Origin of the sequence: Vibrio sp. 10N.261.55.F4, assembly GCF_041470465.1 — a bacterium.
Classification (GTDB): domain Bacteria; phylum Pseudomonadota; class Gammaproteobacteria; order Enterobacterales; family Vibrionaceae; genus Vibrio; species Vibrio crassostreae_C.
Map to the genome: position 1 here is coordinate 103,711 of NZ_JBFRMM010000010.1, position 18,644 is coordinate 122,354.

The window sequence follows — 18,644 nt, forward strand, 5'->3', positions numbered from 1 at the left end:
GCTAGGCTATCAGTTTGGCGGTTTAACAACCCAATCCTTTCAATCAGCTTGGTGCTGGATAGAACTCTAACTTTTTCCCTTCTACCACCAGAATACAATCCATGTTCGCAGCATGAGCAGCCTGCTTACCTAAGTTCGTATCTTCAAACACAACACACTGCTTTGGCTGTAATCCCATACCAAAACACGCATCTAAGAAGGTATCCGGATTTGGTTTGTGATTCTTCACATCTGTTGCTGTCACTAGGATATCCAGCTTGCTCAAAATATCTGTTTTGTCCAACAACTGTTCGGCACTTTTACGTTGACTGCCCGTTCCTACTGCAATCTTCTTGTTACCCAGATGCTCTAACAACAGAGAGTGAGTACAAGGGATAACGTCTCCTTTGTCTTCAATAGCCGCAAACGACGCCATTTTAAACGTAGAAACCGCTTGTGGGTCGAGCGATAAACCGTATTTGCTGTTCACCTCACCGGCTATCTTATAACTCGGCATGCCACCTAAACTATGTAGCCAAGACGCTTCAAAATGAAAACCAAACTCTTCAGCCGTTTGCTGCCACGCCTTTACATGTGCAGGCATTGTATCGATCAACGTACCGTCCATATCAAAGATTAATCCTTCATATGCCGTTAAATCTATTTTCATCACTACTACCACTCTTTAATAAAGTTACTGATACCATAACCAATATTCAGTATCATGGCGCCATATTACCGTTCAAAATGGATGTTTATGTTACAAATATCTAATTCTGTTTCGATTCAAGACTGGGAACTTCAGTTAACAGCGATCAGAGCACAAGGAGCCGGCGGTCAGAACGTCAATAAAGTATCGAGCGCGATACATTTACGTTTTGATATCAAGCACTCTACCCTACCTGACTTCTATAAAGAAAAGCTCCTCGCACACAAAGATAGCCGCATCACCAAAGACGGTGTGATTATCATTAAAGCGCAACAGTATAGAACTCAGGAACAAAACCGAGATGATGCTTTAGTGCGCTTGAAAGAATTGATCTTGGAAGCGACAAAGGTTCAAAAAGTAAGACGAGCAACTAAGCCGACGCGTGGCTCTCAGAAAAGACGTTTAGAAAGCAAAAAACAAAGAAGCACCACCAAACAGCTGCGTGGAAGAGTGAGCTGATGGCTTCATGCCCTCAGAGAACACATTACCCTAGAAGTATCTGTCAATTTGACTAACGAATCGATCTATTACGCTGTTTATTTGAAAGAAAGACTACTGCTTCTTTTTGACCGACAAAATCAGCTTGATCAACAACAGGCGCTCTTCGCTGGTCAGCAGACGACTGACCGCAGCTACATCTTCCGCTGTTACTTGTGATGCGCCAACAATATCAAGCACCACATCCAAATCCGTCACTTTTAAGGTTCTAGTGATTGAACGATACTGAGACATCTTGATGTCCGCCTCTCCGCGTTCAATCCTTTGATAGGTTTTTAAGCTCATTCCTGCACTCGAGGCTAACTTTTCTTGAGACAAGTTGGCTTGTTTCCTACGCTCAATCAGCGCCAATATTATGGGTTCTTGTGACATAAGCTCATCCTCAAAAGACAGTTATGTCCTAAATTCAGCAAGAAGCAGACCATATTGACTTGTGATGGTTTACATAAGCCATCAAAGGCATATTATTCGCTTGATAAAACCGTTACGTTTCATAAACCTTCACACTGATATCAGTTGTGAACGTACGGCTAGGTAACTTGAGTATTCAAGTGTTGGGAAATTAGAAAAATTGCAAATTGCGAATAAGAAAGACGTCATATTGGAAATTGCGAATCGTTATAAATTGGCATTTCCTTGCATTAAGCACGCATTAGAAACGGACAATGCCCGCTCCGAAATTATTGCAGTGCAGCATAGGCTACTCACTTACAAAGAAGTGCTGCTGCACGGAAGTATGTTGGAAGAGAAAGAATTGAAGCAGGCCTTTTCTGCTCTGAACCAAAATGAAAAAGGTGTCGCACAAGGCGGTATTCAAAGCATCAACGACGCAGTTAAAGAGATGGATGTGATTGTCGAAAGGTACAGTAGAAAAGCGTCTACTGAATTCTGTGCCTAATCCTCTGAACGGCTTAAACAAACAAAACAAAAACGGCCAGTCATAGTTGAATGACTGGCCGTTTGTTTAGCTAACATGAAGACGTGGGTATCTAACAAGACATCGCTCTTCTAAACCTACCGAGTAACATCAACGCGCCTAGCACGCCAAACGACAAACTGCCTCCACTGCCGCCTGAACCAGATGAAGTCCGTGCATTCACATAAGCCGTTCGCTTAGCTTCTGTTGCTGAAATTTGAACGGTTTCAGAACTATCTATCACACCACCAGTTACATCTGTAATCCAATCTCTGTAGTCATAGATTTCAGTGAATACCGAAGTTACTCTTGAGCTGCCACCACACGTTTCAGGACCAAAGCTGGTAATCCCTACTTGTCTGTAAACCGAACCATCCTTCCAGTAGACAGGACCTCCAGAGTCACCTTGACAAGTGCCACCGTACAAGCCAGAAGTAGCCACATCTCCAACGAAACAAATTTGATTCTCTGTTAACTCATTGCCAGCAGCAAATACCGTTTTACAAGTCGCATTGTCTACATAATTGAGGTTTGCTTTTTGTAGCAAAGTGGTTCCGTCGAAACCAGTGCGTGTATCACCATGGCCCACAGCGGTAAACGCCTCAGAAGAACTGCGATAACCATCCGAACTAGGACGCTTTACAACATCATTGATTGAGTCGATATTAAGTGCGCTTTCTAGCTTAAGAATAGCAACATCATTGCGTAATAGATCACTCAACGCATTTGAATAGTCACTGCGATAGTAAACTTCTGAGACTCGCGCTTTTTGGATGTTCCCATTAGGAAACTGAGAAGTATCTTCAATTTGAGGAACGACAACCGTAAATAACTGCCCTTCTTCATTGCCGTAAATACAGTGTGCTGCCGTCAGAATATGCGTTGGATCTAAAATTGTTGCTCCACAGTAAGGGCCTGTAGAGTAAACACCGTCATAATCAATACGATCAATGAACAAGCTCGCCATCGAAGGAAACTCAGTGACCGAAGCATTGCTACCATTCACGATATAAGGTGTTACACCCGTATTAGGAGTACTTTCGACCGAGTTTTCTGTCGCCATAACACTTGATGTGTAAATCAATGGCGCTAAAAGCCCTAAGACGGCTTTACGAACCGGACTCATTGTATGGTTTACGTTCATAGTTAACTCCTTGTAACCCCTACGACTTATTTACAAAAATGATGAATCGTCACCATAACACGTCACAACCGTGATTATAGTAAGTATTTGTAACGATATCGCCACATATCTCATTTTATAAACGAATTTTAAGTAACCGTTGTTAGTGGGTAACGCTAAACCTAATACGCTCGCAAAACATACGCTACCAAAAACAAAAAAGCCTACCGTTAGGCTTACCAATAAAGAGAAGCAAACAATAGGCTTTCGTTAAACTTGGTGTTTTCTCTTAAAAGAGATTAGCCACGGTAGTAACGCTGAGGTACGAAAGGCATTTTTTCTACTGTCATTGGTAGCTTCTTGCCACGAACGTCAGCGAATACTTCAGTGCCAATTGCTGCTAGGTCTGTACGAACGTACGCCATAGAAACTGGCTTGCCTGCATTAGGGCCAGCAGTACCACTTGTTACAACACCAATCTTGTTGTCTTCAGCATCGAACAATTCAGCACCTTCACGTACTGGTGCTTTAGTTTGACCCACTAGACCAACACGTTTACGTTGAACATCTTTCGTTGCGATTTGCTCAAGGATGATATCAGCGCCTGGGAAACCGCCTGCACGCTCACCGTCAGTACGACGAACTTTTTGAATACCCCATAGAAGGCTAGCTTCTACTGGTGTTGTCGTTGTGTCTAGGTCGTGACCGTATAAACATAGACCACACTCAAGACGAAGCGAGTCACGAGCACCAAGGCCAATCCACTCAACTTCTGCTTCTGATGTTAGTTTACGAGCAAGTGCTTCAGCGTGATCGTTCGGTACTGAGATTTCGTAGCCGTCTTCACCGGTATAACCACTGCGGCTTACAATGCACTCTACGCCGTCGATATCGACTTTTTGAACGTCCATGAACAGCATGTCTGCAACACTTGGTTGGAAACGAGCAAGAACTTCAGACGCTTTCGGACCTTGAAGTGCTAATAGAGCGCGGTCATCAATCACTTCCATTTCTACGTCTGCAGGAAGGTGAGCCGTTAGGTGGTCGATATCTTGTGTTTTACACGCCGCGTTCACAACAACAAATAGGTGATCGCCAAGGTTAGCAACCATAAGATCATCCATGATGCCGCCCTGTTCATTAGTAAAGAAGGCGTAGCGCTGCTTACCAGAAGGCAGGTCGATAATATCTACTGGAACCAGAGATTCTAAAACAGCGGCTGCATTTTCACCGTGTAGACGCAGTTGCCCCATGTGAGAAACATCAAAAAGACCAGCAGCGTCACGAGTGTGTAAGTGCTCTTTCTTTACACCTAGTGGATACTGAACTGGCATGTCGTAGCCAGCAAAAGGAACCATTTTTGCGCCGACTTCAACGTGAAGTGCATGCAGAGGTGTTTTTAGTAGGTCTTGATTAGCGTGTTCTTGAGTCATTTTATTCTCCATGAAGCGTTGCAGGCTTTCCAAATCGAATCTGCCGCTTATATCTCTATTTAGAGTCGCCTCTAACGATATGGGTTAACGTTAGAAACAGTAGATAGTAAAAAGTGATGTCTTCTATATAGGCTTTTATTACTAGCGTTATAAAAACAGACAGCAGTACAAAAACTCTACAACTCACTTTCTAAGAATTCACTTCAGTAAACTTCAATCAACATGAGTAAACCGTGTTCACTATAATAAACAAGGCTGAGTCAGTTTTACACCCTTAACAAGATTAAAACGGCTCAAAATGTGACATTTAACAATTTAAAAACAATTATTCGATGCATACAAAAACGCGATATTGATGATTTTCACATCAATATCGCGTCATTTAGCAAACGTTAGAAACAAAAGCAAACGTTTGCATCCACTATAAGAAATTCGACCTTTGTTAATTTATTTTGCTGTCACCCACAAAATGAGCGCGTCTTCTGCGCTAGTCGAGATAAGCATGTGACCCATATTGGCATCGTAATACATGCTGTCACCTTCGCTCATGGGTACCGGCTCATAGAATTCTGAGTAGAACATCACATCACCAGAGATCACCATCAAGAACTCCTCACCATCGTGGCGAACCCAATCGTTATACTCTTCAAAGGTGCGTGCTCTCACTCGGCTCTTGAACGGCATCATCTTCTTATTCGAAAGTTCTGTCGCGAGCAGTTCATGCTCGTAAGTCGGAGTTGGGTGAGGTTTACCCTGACCTGCTTTAGTTAAGTCACGACGTCCTGTGGCAACCTTTTTTCTTGGTGGCTCAAAGAGTTGCGGCATATCAATTTGCAAACCCATAGCCAATTTCTGCATCGCTTGGAACGTCGGTGAGATTTGTTCGTTCTCGATTTTACTCAGCGTAGAGCGCGCCAAACCAGTACGTTGGCTCGCCTCTTCTAACGTAATGCCCAGCTTGCTGCGGATATCTTTAATACGCTGGCCGAGCCTAAGTGGTTCGATATTCTGATCTAACGTCTCTTTCGCCAACGTTAAAGATGGGTACTCATCATAAATGTCTTCTGACATAGGTCCCTCATTCATTTCTTACTTCCTGTCTATTGATTTCATTGTTGCATGAAGCGCTTTGTTGATTAAAGAGCACACAGGGAAATAAAGCGTGCTCCCTGTAGCAAAACGAGAAAATCTGTTTCCTATTGGAAATTTTTGTTGAAAATTGATTTTATCGGAGCTATGTTATCGACTTGTTAGATGAAGAGATGCTACTTCAGCTTGCAGCAAGTGATAGATTTAACATTTGTAAGAGCTGTTTTTTTACCCGAAATTTTTGGGAACCAATTCGTGCTGCATTGACCCTACAACGATCGCTTTGACGCTATGGTCGTATAAATAAGAAGCAACGCACTATTTATACACCTATATAACGCAAACGATACCGATGCAGAAATCAACGTAAGACCTAATGGACTATAAAAACAATCACCATTAGCTTAATGAAAGGTCTCGACAATGAACGCTTATCAAAATCATAGCTTAGACAGTTTTTTCTCTACGAACCTATCTGCGACTGACGACGCAGTATTTGCTGGAATCCAAGCAGAGAACACTCGTCAAAACGAACAAATAGAACTTATTGCTTCTGAGAACATCGTTTCTAAAGCAGTAATGCAAGCTCAAGGCACTTGCCTTACCAACAAATACGCAGAAGGCTACCCAGGTCGTCGTTACTACGGTGGTTGTGAGCACGTAGATACAGTAGAAGCTATTGCGATTGAACGTGCTAAGCAGCTGTTCAAATGTGAATACGTAAACGTACAGCCTCACTCTGGCGCTCAAGCGAACGGCGCAGTTAAACTTGCCCTACTTCAACCTGGCGACACTATCCTAGGTATGTCTCTAGACGCTGGTGGTCACCTTACACACGGTGCGCGCCCTGCAATGTCTGGTAAGTGGTTCAACGCAGTTCAATATGGCGTAGACCGCGACACACTTGAAATCGATTACGAAGCGGTTCGCGCTTTAGCAATTGAAAGCCAACCTAAAATGATTATTGCTGGTGGTAGTGCTATCCCACGCGTTATTGATTTCGCTAAGTTCCGAGAAATCGCTGACGAAGTTGGCGCTATCCTAATGGTCGATATGGCACACATCGCGGGTCTTATCGCGACAGGTGCTCACCCTAGCCCACTACCACACGCACACGTTGTGACTACAACAACGCACAAAACACTTCGTGGCCCACGCGGCGGCATGATTCTGACTAACCACGAAGACATCAACAAAAAGATCAACTCTGCAGTGTTCCCTGGCCTTCAAGGTGGCCCATTAATGCACGTTATCGCGGCTAAAGCAGTGGCGTTTGGCGAGGCACTTGGTCCAGAATTTAATACTTATATTGATTCAGTGATCGACAACGCAAAAGTTCTTGCTGAAGTGTTGCAAACTCGCGGTTGTGACATTGTGACAGGCGGAACTGACACGCACCTAATGCTGGTTGATCTTCGTCCTAAGGGCTTGAAAGGTAACGTAACTGAAGAAGCATTAGAGCGTGCAGGGATCACATGTAACAAAAATGGCATACCATTCGATACAGAGAAGCCTATGATTACTTCTGGTATCCGTTTAGGCACGCCAGCTGGAACCACTCGTGGTTTTGGCACTGAAGAATTCAAACTTATCGGTGAATGGATCGGCGATGTACTTGATGGCTTAGTTGAAAGCCCTGAAGGCAATGCTGAAGTTGAGCAACGTGTTCGCAAGCAAGTTAAAGAGCTTTGCAAGCGCTTCCCTCTTTACCGTTAAACCGTTTTTAAGATTTAAATTAAAACCTCATAAATTTTTGGAGAATAAGCAATGGACAATACACTAAAGTTTGCAGACAGCCACGAGTGGGTAAAAGACAACGGTGACGGTACTGTAACTATCGGTATTTCTGAGCACGCTCAAGAGATGCTAGGTGACGTTGTGTTTGTTGACCTGCCTGACACTGGAGACGAAATCGAAGCTGGCGAAAGCTTCTCTCTAGTTGAATCAGTGAAAGCAGCTTCTGATATCTACGCACCAATCTCTGGCGAAATCGTAGAAATCAACGAAGAATTAGAAGATAGCCCAGAGTTAATTAACGAAGAATCTTATGAAGGTGGTTGGATTGTTAAAGTGAAGATGTCTGATGCGTCTGAACTAAACAACCTTAAAGATGCGGAAGAATACCTAAGCTCTATCGAAGAAGACTAATAGGTTCCTCATTACGATAAAGCTGCTCTTTGGAGCAGCTTAATTTTAGGGGCTAGCTCACGGCTCCAGAGAGAAAGTAGAACATATCATGACTGAATTACTTCAAAGCCAATTACTGAAAGACTTGGGTACGCAAAACGAGTTTGTTGCTCGTCATAACGGCCCGAATAAAGCAGACCAGCAAAAAATGCTTGAAGCGATCAACGCGACTAGCCTAGACGCACTGATCGACGAAACGGTTCCTGCACAAATCCGTCTTGAAAAACCAATGACACTTGCTGCTCCATTGAGCGAAATGGACATGCTGACCTCTCTTAAAGAGATCGCTAACCTAAACCAAGTGAAACGTACTTTCATTGGCCAAGGCTACTACAACACATTCACTCCAAACGTTATTCTACGTAACGTTTTAGAGAACCCAGGCTGGTACACAGCTTACACACCATACCAACCAGAGATTTCTCAAGGTCGTCTTGAAGCTCTACTGAATTACCAACAAATGGTAATGGACTTAACTGGTATGGAAATCGCGAACGCGTCTCTTCTTGATGAAGCGACAGCGGCTGGCGAAGCAATGACACTGTGTAAGCGTGCTGGTAAAAGCAAGAGCAAAGTATTCTTCGTTGCTGACGATGTTCACCCTCAAACACTAGAAGTTGTTAAAACTCGTGCTGAGTACATCGGTTTTGAAGTAATGGTTGGCGCTCTTGAAACACTTCCAGAGCAAGACGTATTTGGTGCGTTAGTTCAATACCCTGGCACAACAGGCGAAGTTCGTGATCTAACAGACATCATTGCGAAAGCTCAAGCTAACAAAACACTAGTTACAGTTGCTACTGACCTACTTGCTTCTGCTTTACTTAAGCCTGCGGGCGAGATGGGCGCAGACGTAGTTATCGGCAGCGCACAACGTTTCGGTGTTCCTATGGGTTACGGCGGTCCACACGCTGCATTCATGGGTACTCGTGAAAAGCATAAGCGTACAATGCCAGGTCGCGTAATCGGTGTTTCGATCGATACGCACGGTAACCAAGCGCTACGTATGGCGATGCAAACTCGTGAGCAACACATCCGCCGCGAAAAAGCGACATCGAACATCTGTACAGCTCAAGCACTTCTAGCAAACATGGCGTCTTTCTACGCGGTTTACCACGGTGCAGAAGGCCTACGTACTATCGCTCGTCGTACACACCACATGACAGCTATCCTAGCGGCTGGCCTGACTAAAGCGGGTTACGAGCTAACGAACAACAGCTTCTTCGATACCATCACAATCAACTCAGAAGAGAAGACAGATGCACTGTACGCAAAAGCGCAAGCAGCAGACATCAACCTTCGCCTTCTTAAAGGTAAGATCGGTATCAGCTTAGATGAAACAACAACGATCGACGACGTGAACGCATTGTTCGCTATCTTCGACGTGAAAGAAGACGTTCAAGCATTATCTTCTGACATTGCATCAAACGAGTTTGCAGCAATTCCAGAAAACTGCCGTCGTGAATCAGAGTTCCTAACTCACCCAGTATTCAACACGCACCACAGCGAAACGCAAATGATGCGTTACCTAAAACAGCTTGAGAACAAAGACTTCTCACTAACGCACGGCATGATCCCACTGGGCAGCTGTACGATGAAGCTGAACGCTGCTGCTGAGATGATTCCAGTAACATGGCCTGAGTTTGGTTCAATTCACCCATTCGCACCTCTTGATCAAGCAGCGGGTTACACAGCACTAGCGAAAGATCTTAAAGAGAAGCTATGTGAAATCACTGGTTACGACGATTTCTCACTACAGCCTAACTCTGGTGCATCTGGTGAATACGCAGGTCTAATCGCTATTCAACGTTACCACGCAAGCCGCGGTGAAGCTCACCGTAACGTTTGCCTGATTCCAAGCTCTGCGCACGGTACTAACCCTGCAACGGCATCTATGGTTTCAATGAAGGTAGTGGTAGTTAAGTGTGATGAAGATGGCAACATCGACATGACAGACCTAGCAGCGAAAATCGAGAAGCACAAAGACAACCTATCAAGCATCATGATCACTTACCCTTCTACGCACGGCGTATACGAAGAGCAAGTGAAAGAAGTGTGTGAACAAGTTCACGCAGCGGGCGGTCAGGTTTACCTAGACGGCGCGAACATGAACGCTCAAGTAGGCCTAACTTCACCTGGCTTCATCGGTTCAGACGTATCTCACTTGAACCTACACAAAACATTCTGTATCCCACACGGTGGTGGCGGTCCGGGTATGGGTCCTATCGGTGTTAAATCGCACCTAGCGCCTTTCCTACCAGGTCACATCGAAAATGGTGTACAAGGTTCTGACTACGCGGTATCAGCAGCAGATTTAGGTAGTGCTTCAATTCTACCTATCTCTTGGGCTTACATCGCAATGATGGGCGAACCTGGCCTAACAGACGCAACGAAAGTAGCGATTCTGAACGCGAACTACGTGATGGAAAAACTACGTCCTCACTACCCTGTTCTTTACCGTGGCACTAACGGCCGCGTAGCGCACGAATGTATTATCGATATTCGTCCACTTAAAGAAGACACAGGCATCAGTGAAGAAGATATTGCTAAGCGTCTAATGGACTTTGGTTTCCACGCGCCTACTATGTCTTTCCCAGTAGCTGGCACACTAATGGTAGAGCCAACTGAATCAGAAGATTTAGAAGAGCTAGACCGTTTCTGTGAAGCGATGATCGCAATCCGTCACGAAATGGCAGCAGTAAAAGCGGGTGAATGGCCACTAGACAACAACCCTCTAGTGAATGCACCGCATACACAAGTTGACCTTTCAGGCGCTGAATGGGATCGCCCTTACTCTCGCGAACTGGCTTGCTTCCCATCGAAAGCAACGAAGAACTCGAAGTACTGGCCTACTGTTAACCGTGTAGACAACGTATACGGCGACCGTAACCTAATCTGTTCTTGTCCAAGCATCGATAACTACGAAGACTAATTCGTAGCGGCTCTATGCAGCAAAACATAACAAAGGCGAACCAAACGGTTCGCCTTTTTGTTGTCTGAAATTCAAGGTCTACAAATGCATTGACCTTACCGTAAGGGAAAGGTTTAAGGTGAAATGAATCCAATGATGAATGAGGAAACGATGATGGGATGTTGTAACAAAGCGCCAAAAGGTGGAGCCCCTCTTGGCTTGCTTCTAAAAGTCACGCTTGGAATTGGTCTTTTTGTGTTTCTGCTGGCGTTGTGGCAGTGAGAGGTTTATATAGAGCTAGGTTTGAAGCTAAGAAGTGATGGTATGAACAAGATAAATAGCGCCAAGTTGGATATTGGCGCCACTGTCGTTTGTTAGGCAACTGCTGATATTTGTGAGATCTTTTCTTTACTCGATTTCACTGATAATGCGTGTTCAGAAGGCAGTTTATCAAGAGCAATCACTGTATTACGAATAAGCTCTGCATCAGGATAAACATTACACTCTTTTTTCAAAATTGAATTTAAGTCTTCAAGAAGGTTATCAATACCTGTTGCTAGTAACCATTCATCATTTAACGTAATACTCGTATTTATAATATTAAGAGAAGAACTTAACGCGTTAACGTATACTTTTTGCTCATTCCAACTTAACCTCTCTTGCTCATGGCGATAAATACTTAACCGCAAAATATCATTGTTTAAAGAGTTGTATCGAGAGTTTAGCTTTGTTTCTAAATTTCTTGAAAGCGGTGTAACCTTATCGTCAACGAGTGTCTGCAGTGCCCCTTTCATATTATCAACGATCATATGAACTTCTGTTTTTGAATGTTCGAGTTCGACGTTAACTGCTGACTTGAGCTCTACTTTCAATGCTTCTTTATCACGTTCATATGCTTTAAAATTAGAAAACCAATTGTAACCAATTAAGAATATACCGACTGTAATTACGGTACCTAAAGTCCAGTGAATGGTACCTAGTAAAGACTCTTGATGTTCTTTCATCATCGCCACTTGCTGCTTTAATAATGCTATCTGTTCATTAGCTATTGTTAAATCAGAAGCTGGCTCTGAAGCTACCGCAGGACAAACTATTAGCAATAACATTATTATTAATTTGTTCAATTTCTTACTTTCCTTCATATTTTGCCTAACAGCTATTAGATAGAAAAATTCTGCATTTAAATACAGAATTCTTCTATCTAGCTACTTATGCCATCAATTGTACTAACCTTTATCTATCCATAACAACCACTTATACCGTCGCCTCAGTGATTAGCGTGGCAAATATAGAATTTATCGGTCGAGTATGATTCCCACAAAATCATTAACTTACGCGCGTTAGAGATGTGTTTTAACCATCAGAACCCGTGACTATCTCAGAGTGAGTTGAACTCTATAAATCCAAAACTTGACCCTATACGGTAAGGTGTTTATATTGTCGCCCGCCCAACGGGGCACATCCTAAAATACACACCGGCCATCCTGCCATCATTCGTGTATTTATATTGGTGTTGTGAACTTCCATGCTAACGAAATTTCGTCCTTTTACTCGTGAATCGGGTGCACTTATGCATCTTTCGGTTCCAATCATTTTGACTCAAATAGCTACCCAAGCGATGGGATTTGTCGATACGACAATGGCTGGCCAAGTAAGCCCTGCCGATCTCGCCGCTATTGCACTTGGCACCAGCCTTTGGATTCCTGTGTTGCTGCTACTGCGTGGGGTGATTATGGCGTTAACGCCTGTTGTCGCTTACCACCGCGGCGCACGTGACTTTCAAAGTATCTCTGTCGAGTTCTTCCAGATGGTTTGGTTGGCATTAATTGCTAGCGTACTGCTTATCGCTTACTTGGTGAGTGCGAAACCGATCTTAGAATGGATTGGCGTAGCCGCTGAGATCATTCCAATTGGCAGTGACTATGCGTTTGCCCTAGCCTTTGGTGTACCGGGTATTGCCCTGTTCTACACCTTGAACGGCTTCTGTGAAGGTATGAACAACACCAAAGTGCCGATGATCATTTCGGTAATAGGTTTGCTGATTAATATTCCAGTCAACTACGTGCTTATTTACGGTAAGTTTGGCTTCCCTGAAATGGGCGCTGTGGGTTGTGGTTGGGCAACAAGTTTGGTGTATTGGTTAATGTCGGGAATGCTGTATTCCTACATTAAAGGTCATCACCACTACAAGACCATCATCAAGTTTTCAGATGCGAAGCCAAAAGCAAAAGAGATGCTTCACCTTCTAAGATTAGGTTTACCTATCGGGATGAACATCGCTGTATGTGGCAGTATCTTTGCGGTAATCGCACTGATGATTGGTCGTATAGGTGCAGAGAACGTGGCAGCCGCGCAAATTGCACTTAACATCTCGAGCCTAACTTACGTGATTCCGATGAGTATCTCTTTTGGCATTACAATTCGTGTTGGGCATGCACTAGGCGAGAAAGATGAACTAGGCGCAATTGAACGCAGTAAAGTAGGTATCTTGGTTGCAGCTTTGATTTCATTGCTTTCGGTTGCAATGTTCTTGCTGTTCCCAGAGTGGATCATTAGGCTTTACACCACCGACCCTGCAATTAGCGCAACGGCAGCGGTATTGTTGACCTTTACCGCTATGTACCAATTCAGTGATGCATTGCAAACCTCTGCTAACGGCGCACTGCGTGGTTATAAAGATACTAAGATCCCGATGATCTTAGCTATCGCTTCATACTGGGGCTTAGCGTTACCACTGGGTATGGTGTTGGGCTTAACAGACCACATTGTTCCAGCAATGGGTGAAGAAGGCTTTTGGATTGGTATTCTAACGGGCTTGAGTGTGTCAGCCGCTCTGATGCTACTTCGCTTACGTTACGTGATTAAGAAGCGTGACTTGCCACCAGCAGATGCGGTAACAGCAAATTAAGATAAACCAATAAACTGATACAAAAAAGCGTGTTACTGCCATTGGCGATAACGCGCTTTTTATTCGAAGTCTTAAAATCAGTTACAGGGTTCGGTTTAACAATTGTTGTTTACAATACGAACTGTACACTCACATCCTTCATCAGGACATTGGCTGCCATTTGTTCGGCCAAAAGAGTCATAAAGAACAAAGCAACCTTGGCGCGTCTCTAGATCCGCATCCGTTATGTTCGTACTATCTAATTCAGCTTGGGTAAAGTCGTATTCATACCCGATCACAGTGTGTCGATTACCAAAATCAGAAGTTAAGCTGTCATCATCTGATAAGGTCATAAAATCGATCATCGTCAATTTGTCGCCCGACTCCCCTCGGCTTTCCGGACAAAGTGTGCCCCAGTCAACCTCAACACTACCGATACCAAAATCGATCACATAGTTGCTCTGATCTCCTGGGTTTGATGCATCAGGGTTAAGCCCAACGATAATAGCTTTAGAAGTCACTTGCGTGATCACGCCTTCCATCGCACCCGCAACACCTTCAAGTACCGCTTCTCTCGCTGATTCCTGAATACCAAGGAATCTTGGAGCAGCCGTTACCGCTAATACTCCGAGTATCACGATCACGATGATTAATTCCATTAAAGTAAATCCGTTTTTCTTCATGACATCCGCATCTTTTGATAACTTAAACATTCAATAACCCAATGAATTACCTATAACTATACGCCTCAAATAGGACTCATAACACTCCACGGCTATCGCTTTTTATAACGCTGGTTGTGGTATTTGTTCCCTTTAGAGGCTGAAAAGATAACTGGAAGCGTTATCACATAAGGTGTCAGCGGGTTTAAATTCGATCAAATGCGTGGTGCAACTGAAAGTATCGATGGAAGAAGGTTTAATTGATTTATTTGAACTGAGGCTCGCTGCGTATAATCAAAGTTAGACCATTTTTGAGTCGCCCTTTGTGTTTCTACACTTAAGAAAGCAAGAAATGAAATAGAATCCATAAAAAAGCGCGTTATTGCCATTTGGTAATAACGCGCATCTATAATCGTTGTACGACTATCGCAACATTAGTTCACTGCTTTCACGTAAGGAAGCACTCGGAACCCATCGCGTACTTTCTGGCTTGGGATGTAATGACGGAAAGCTAAGTTAAACGCACCAGAGTCATTTTCGGTTTTGATATTATTTACAGCGCCATCACCACAGCCGAAACTTAGTGTGTAAGTTCCGTCTGCATTTTTATCAGCCGTATTCGAGCTTACATTCGCTACATCATCAAACATGAAGCCTTGCTTGTTGTAGACCGTTACTGACCAAAACGCTTGGTTTTTAGGGTCTTCAAAAGTTACCTGATGACAAGTATCTGTTGGGAAGTTTCCAGAGATTTCATAGATGTTATCTTCTAGCTGTGCGCCTCCCCAACCGACAGCTGCGCCAACTGCGTATTTCTCTTTAGTAAACATCTCTTTTGAAGCATCTTCAGGGCTTGTAAACATACCAAATGTCGCTTGAGCGCCATCTCGCTTAAGTATTGTTGGCATTTCCATCTTAAGGCTCGTCTCTACCTCTTCAAAAGATTTCTCATCCACTTGCATAGCAGTAAACTCGCCATCCGCTTTTGCATCAATGCTCATTTTATCTTGGATTTCATGAACTTCATTTTTCGAGAATGTCGCGTCGGTACGAACAATGACGTAAACGTGATCACCGCTATGAGTAGAAAGATCAAACGTACCTGAACCGTATTGCATTGGCTGAATGCGGTGATCTTCAGTAATCACTTCCATCGACATGTACTTGCCTTCAGGGATCTCAGGTAACGTGACGGTCGCCCCCTTTGATACATTAATTACTGCCATTGAGTAGTAGGTGTCTCGGTTCATTCGAACCACATCCTGTTCATCTGTTGGCGTTAGCTCGCGTTACGTTCCTCTCTTTGATTAAAACACTTAACGACACCAATAAGTTTAGATCCAGCCGAGAAAGCTGTTGTTCGATAGTCATCATAAGACATGCATCTGAGTAATATCACTCGTTAAATAATTGCACCATTGTGACTAACAAACAAGTCTCTGTTTAAACGATGGCATTTATATCCAACTAAAAAGGCGAACCCATCGGTTCGCCTTTTTGTTTAAAGATTCGTATTTATCGATTGATCGCCAAATATGAGCCAGCAGCAATCATTATTCCACCAGCACTTTGGTTTAACCTTTTATGTGCGCGTGGCGTTTTTAACAAACCTGCCATTCTGCCCGCGCCCACAGCGATAAGCATTAAGCCTGACATCAGAGCAACAGATGCTAAAGCAGAAACTAATACGATATCTTGTGAGCGCAGAACAGTCAGATCAATAAAAGTCGGCAAGAACGAAATATAAAACAGAATCACTTTAGGGTTCGATGCTGAAATCAAAAAGCCTTGCGCGAAACTCGCGAGTTCAGATTTCTGACTCTGTTTGGCCGCAAGTTCCGCAGAGCCTTGCACTTCAGGCAGGCTCTTAAACATCTTGTAGCCCAAGTAAATCAAATAAGCTGCACCAACATAGCGAATCACCTCAAACGCAATCGACCAATTCTCGGCAATCGTTGCTAGACCGAAACAGGCAAGCGCAAGGTAAATAAGATCACTGCATATCATACCTAACGAAAGCGTGACGCACTTTCGCCATCCTTGAACCATAGCACGAGCTAAAATGGCAAAGACGCCAGGCCCCGGAGTAATACCAAATACAAACATGGCAATAAAGAATGTAATCGCACTTTCTAATGACATTGGACTGTCCTTTTCTATAACCCAACATAATTGATCATGAACGTATCATGGAGCTTCGATTCTGGTAAAGAACGTTTTTTACTAAATACGATTTACACAACTCATGTATTGAATAAGTGTCGCACGTAATTTACCCACCAGACTTAATTAAACCTAAACCTAAGTACTTTTCGTTAGGGCATAAAAAAGGCGAACCTATTGGCTCGCCTTAATCATTTTGTTCGCCAGAATCGTTTAGTCGTTACGAATGGGTGATAACAACTCAGGGTTAACCACCAAATTTCTCACACCGTGGGCGTGATCTTCGTTAAAGTCATTGCCTTCACACCAGCTACCTACTGTCGCGATATTTACTTTCGCGACTTGTGGTCTAACGCTCCATGTTACTTGGAAAGGTGAACCTTGCTCATTATAACCAGGACCCGTTGTAGAGCCTGCGTATTGGATCGCTGAGCCCGTATCTTGTGGGATGTTTGGTGCTTGGTGTAAGCCGTTCACTTTTGAATGTTTAGCGAGCGCTTCAAAGTCGGGTGCTTTGTCGTCATTCACTAATACGTAAACTTGGGTTTCTACACGCAGTTGCGGGTTGGTAATCGCATCGTTAAAACAAGCACCCAGTGTTTCACCCGGTTCAACTTGCGCCGTTGAATAAACATAGTGAACTTCAATGGTGTCACCCGAATGCAAAGAACCATGCTCGCTCGGACAAACCTTGCCCTCAAATGGTTTCAGCTCAGCAGAACTCAGCTTGCCTGTGTATTTAAAGCCACTCTGGAATCCCTTACCATCACCGTTACCAGCGTATTGAGTAAACTCTCCACCTTTATGCTCAGCATTTTTATGGAAGTGAATATTACATAAGTTCATCGCTGTTGAATCAGGGGCATCCGAGAACAGCCTAGTATTTTTACCTTCTAATGAACCCAAATCTCGTGGAGCTTGCGGTCCAAAACCTTGTCCTTGGGTATTTTCAGAAAGCTTCGCTCTTTGTTCTGCGATAACTCCATCTGATACAGACTCATGGTTCGCGTCTGATGCATTTGCATGAGCTGACAACATCACCAATGCGGCACTTAAAAACACACTCTTATTCTTCATTTTTCTTCCCTAGAATATTGATAACTAAACCCAAACCGACTTAACAGCAAACATCTTACTATGCTCATAAGTGAATATAAGACTTGTCTTTGTAAGATTAGATTTCATTGCTTACTTTGGGATGAGTATTAGAACCCTTGATGCATATAACAAGTCAAACAGGGTAAATTCGGCGAGTCCCTTCCAGAACGAATAATTTCCTATTTACGTTAACCGTCGCCTGACTCAGCGCTCAGATAAGTGAGCACGATTCTTAGGAAGAACGGTGGCCAGATTTAGAAGATCAAAAAAGGCGAACCACTTGGATCGTCTTCACGTCTCATTTTATCTATTGGTTTGCTTTCTTGGTTGACGGTTTAACCGTTACCGGTGGCAAATATCCCAAACGTCATGACGTTCAATGCATCTGTCACGCCCTCTAGTGATTTAATCACCGTCTTAGTCGGTTTATTATGACGAATAAAATAGCTTCCGATGCCTTTTTCACCGCCACTCTTAGCATCGCTTTCAGTTGTTTCTGTCGCTTCTATTTGAGAAGGCTCCACTGATTCTGGCTCTGCATTGGCGTGAGCTATCGTGTCTTTATTTGAATCAAGGTTAGTGAGTGGTTGATGATTAACGATTGAATCATGGGAAGAATCAACGCTGGTCTCAGCGTTTGTATCCTTTGAAGTCTCGAGATTACTCTCTCCCTCTATACTTTTCGACATAGCGTCTTCGTTGCTCAATGTCTCGTCGTCTAGCTGATGATTACTCGTTGAAGAACAGGCTGTTAAGAAGAACAGGCTAACGATGAATATGAGTAAGTTTCTCATCATAATGATAAAGCACGAATTAATAAAACATTGTTCGATTGTATTTTATTTGGCTGACGACATCCAGTGATAAGCGGAGTAAACACGAACAGTCACGGTCTTGAAGAGTAAACAAAAGCGTACGGGTTTAGTGCTTAAGAATAATAATTCGAGAGCTCAATTAGGTTGCCCGCCGCTTATCATCTGAAAGGTGGTGTC

The 18,644-nt window shown here is 43.6% G+C and carries 17 protein-coding genes and 1 pseudogene; 7 read left to right on the top strand and 11 right to left on the bottom strand.

Annotated elements, in window-relative coordinates:
• Positions 1-43 precede the first annotated feature (43 nt).
• On the bottom strand, positions 44-649 hold the full coding sequence (locus AB4249_RS06775; RefSeq protein WP_102331909.1) for a beta-phosphoglucomutase family hydrolase: 606 nt from the start codon (positions 647-649) through the stop codon (positions 44-46).
• Between the two features lie 87 nt (positions 650-736).
• Between AB4249_RS06775 and arfB the strand changes: the two genes are divergently transcribed.
• Positions 737-1,147: an alternative ribosome rescue aminoacyl-tRNA hydrolase ArfB gene (gene arfB / locus AB4249_RS06780; RefSeq protein WP_017059842.1), complete on the top strand. Its 411-nt coding sequence runs from the start codon at positions 737-739 to the stop codon at positions 1,145-1,147.
• Positions 1,148-1,240: 93 nt separating this feature from the next.
• Here the strand turns inward: arfB and AB4249_RS06785 are convergent, their stop codons facing one another.
• Complete coding sequence (locus AB4249_RS06785; RefSeq protein WP_017059843.1) at positions 1,241-1,558, bottom strand: helix-turn-helix transcriptional regulator; 318 nt, start codon at positions 1,556-1,558, stop codon at positions 1,241-1,243.
• Positions 1,559-1,757: 199 nt separating this feature from the next.
• Here AB4249_RS06785 and AB4249_RS06790 point away from each other — a divergent pair, with 199 nt between their 5' ends.
• Positions 1,758-2,084 (top strand): hypothetical protein, encoded by a 327-nt coding sequence (locus AB4249_RS06790; protein ID WP_371721399.1) that lies wholly within the window; start codon positions 1,758-1,760, stop codon positions 2,082-2,084.
• 91 nt (positions 2,085-2,175) lie between these two features.
• On the opposite strand, the gene AB4249_RS06795 is transcribed toward AB4249_RS06790, so the two are convergent.
• From AB4249_RS06795 to AB4249_RS06805, 3 genes are all read right to left on the bottom strand, one after another.
• Positions 2,176-3,246, bottom strand: coding sequence for a trypsin-like serine protease (locus AB4249_RS06795; RefSeq protein ID WP_372102620.1), 1,071 nt, complete (start codon positions 3,244-3,246; stop codon positions 2,176-2,178).
• Positions 3,247-3,524: 278 nt separating this feature from the next.
• A complete protein-coding gene (gene gcvT, locus AB4249_RS06800) occupies positions 3,525-4,658 on the bottom strand; it encodes a glycine cleavage system aminomethyltransferase GcvT (protein ID WP_372102622.1) in 1,134 nt (377 codons plus the stop codon).
• A 447-nt stretch (positions 4,659-5,105) separates the two neighbouring features.
• Positions 5,106-5,729: a helix-turn-helix domain-containing protein gene (locus AB4249_RS06805; protein WP_102427964.1), complete on the bottom strand. Its 624-nt coding sequence runs from the start codon at positions 5,727-5,729 to the stop codon at positions 5,106-5,108.
• 441 nt (positions 5,730-6,170) lie between these two features.
• On the opposite strand from AB4249_RS06805, the gene AB4249_RS06810 reads away from it, so the two are divergent.
• From AB4249_RS06810 to AB4249_RS06825, 4 genes are all read left to right on the top strand, one after another.
• On the top strand, positions 6,171-7,463 hold the full coding sequence (locus AB4249_RS06810; RefSeq protein ID WP_372102625.1) for a serine hydroxymethyltransferase: 1,293 nt from the start codon (positions 6,171-6,173) through the stop codon (positions 7,461-7,463).
• Positions 7,464-7,514: 51 nt separating this feature from the next.
• On the top strand, positions 7,515-7,895 hold the full coding sequence (gene gcvH, locus AB4249_RS06815) for a glycine cleavage system protein GcvH (RefSeq protein WP_004730871.1): 381 nt from the start codon (positions 7,515-7,517) through the stop codon (positions 7,893-7,895).
• Positions 7,896-7,983: 88 nt separating this feature from the next.
• Positions 7,984-10,863, top strand: a complete 2,880-nt coding sequence (gene gcvP / locus AB4249_RS06820) for an aminomethyl-transferring glycine dehydrogenase (RefSeq protein ID WP_299130861.1) — start codon at positions 7,984-7,986, stop codon at positions 10,861-10,863.
• Between the two features lie 123 nt (positions 10,864-10,986).
• Positions 10,987-11,124: a hypothetical protein gene (locus AB4249_RS06825; RefSeq protein WP_158009006.1), complete on the top strand. Its 138-nt coding sequence runs from the start codon at positions 10,987-10,989 to the stop codon at positions 11,122-11,124.
• 92 nt (positions 11,125-11,216) lie between these two features.
• On the opposite strand, the gene AB4249_RS06830 is transcribed toward AB4249_RS06825, so the two are convergent.
• Entirely contained in the window at positions 11,217-11,984 is a 768-nt protein-coding gene (locus AB4249_RS06830) for an insecticidal delta-endotoxin Cry8Ea1 family protein (protein WP_372083529.1), read from the bottom strand.
• A 383-nt stretch (positions 11,985-12,367) separates the two neighbouring features.
• Here AB4249_RS06830 and AB4249_RS06835 point away from each other — a divergent pair, with 383 nt between their 5' ends.
• Positions 12,368-13,750, top strand: a complete 1,383-nt coding sequence (locus AB4249_RS06835) for an MATE family efflux transporter (RefSeq protein ID WP_372102627.1) — start codon at positions 12,368-12,370, stop codon at positions 13,748-13,750.
• 95 nt (positions 13,751-13,845) lie between these two features.
• Here AB4249_RS06835 and AB4249_RS06840 read toward each other — a convergent pair whose 3' ends face one another.
• From AB4249_RS06840 to AB4249_RS06860, 5 genes and pseudogenes are all read right to left on the bottom strand, one after another.
• Positions 13,846-14,388, bottom strand: coding sequence for a type II secretion system protein (locus AB4249_RS06840; RefSeq protein ID WP_372102666.1), 543 nt, complete (start codon positions 14,386-14,388; stop codon positions 13,846-13,848).
• Positions 14,389-14,825: 437 nt separating this feature from the next.
• Positions 14,826-15,680: pseudogene (locus AB4249_RS06845) on the bottom strand (DUF1214 domain-containing protein); the annotation flags it as partial.
• Positions 15,681-15,906: 226 nt separating this feature from the next.
• Complete coding sequence (locus tag AB4249_RS06850; RefSeq protein WP_017066602.1) at positions 15,907-16,533, bottom strand: LysE family translocator; 627 nt, start codon at positions 16,531-16,533, stop codon at positions 15,907-15,909.
• Positions 16,534-16,767: 234 nt separating this feature from the next.
• Positions 16,768-17,631 (bottom strand): delta-class carbonic anhydrase, encoded by an 864-nt coding sequence (locus AB4249_RS06855; RefSeq protein ID WP_017072180.1) that lies wholly within the window; start codon positions 17,629-17,631, stop codon positions 16,768-16,770.
• Positions 17,632-17,987: 356 nt separating this feature from the next.
• Positions 17,988-18,449: a hypothetical protein gene (locus AB4249_RS06860; RefSeq protein ID WP_029235242.1), complete on the bottom strand. Its 462-nt coding sequence runs from the start codon at positions 18,447-18,449 to the stop codon at positions 17,988-17,990.
• Positions 18,450-18,644 lie beyond the last annotated feature (195 nt).

What these genes read in the sequence shown, in the direction of transcription:
- arfB (WP_017059842.1), top strand. Translation starts at nt 737, where the DNA reads ATGTTACAAATATCTAATTCTGTTTCGATTCAAGACTGGGAACTTCAG.
- AB4249_RS06810 (WP_372102625.1), top strand. Translation starts at nt 6,171, where the DNA reads ATGAACGCTTATCAAAATCATAGCTTAGACAGTTTTTTCTCTACGAAC.
- gcvT (WP_372102622.1), bottom strand. Translation starts at nt 4,658, where the DNA reads ATGACTCAAGAACACGCTAATCAAGACCTACTAAAAACACCTCTGCAT.
- AB4249_RS06805 (WP_102427964.1), bottom strand. Translation starts at nt 5,729, where the DNA reads ATGTCAGAAGACATTTATGATGAGTACCCATCTTTAACGTTGGCGAAA.
- AB4249_RS06830 (WP_372083529.1), bottom strand. Translation starts at nt 11,984, where the DNA reads ATGAAGGAAAGTAAGAAATTGAACAAATTAATAATAATGTTATTGCTA.
- gcvP (WP_299130861.1), top strand. Translation starts at nt 7,984, where the DNA reads ATGACTGAATTACTTCAAAGCCAATTACTGAAAGACTTGGGTACGCAA.
- AB4249_RS06840 (WP_372102666.1), bottom strand. Translation starts at nt 14,388, where the DNA reads ATGGAATTAATCATCGTGATCGTGATACTCGGAGTATTAGCGGTAACG.
- AB4249_RS06775 (WP_102331909.1), bottom strand. Translation starts at nt 649, where the DNA reads ATGAAAATAGATTTAACGGCATATGAAGGATTAATCTTTGATATGGAC.
- AB4249_RS06785 (WP_017059843.1), bottom strand. Translation starts at nt 1,558, where the DNA reads ATGTCACAAGAACCCATAATATTGGCGCTGATTGAGCGTAGGAAACAA.
- AB4249_RS06825 (WP_158009006.1), top strand. Translation starts at nt 10,987, where the DNA reads ATGAATCCAATGATGAATGAGGAAACGATGATGGGATGTTGTAACAAA.
- AB4249_RS06850 (WP_017066602.1), bottom strand. Translation starts at nt 16,533, where the DNA reads ATGTCATTAGAAAGTGCGATTACATTCTTTATTGCCATGTTTGTATTT.
- AB4249_RS06835 (WP_372102627.1), top strand. Translation starts at nt 12,368, where the DNA reads ATGCTAACGAAATTTCGTCCTTTTACTCGTGAATCGGGTGCACTTATG.
- AB4249_RS06795 (WP_372102620.1), bottom strand. Translation starts at nt 3,246, where the DNA reads ATGAACGTAAACCATACAATGAGTCCGGTTCGTAAAGCCGTCTTAGGG.
- gcvH (WP_004730871.1), top strand. Translation starts at nt 7,515, where the DNA reads ATGGACAATACACTAAAGTTTGCAGACAGCCACGAGTGGGTAAAAGAC.
- AB4249_RS06860 (WP_029235242.1), bottom strand. Translation starts at nt 18,449, where the DNA reads ATGATGAGAAACTTACTCATATTCATCGTTAGCCTGTTCTTCTTAACA.
- AB4249_RS06855 (WP_017072180.1), bottom strand. Translation starts at nt 17,631, where the DNA reads ATGAAGAATAAGAGTGTGTTTTTAAGTGCCGCATTGGTGATGTTGTCA.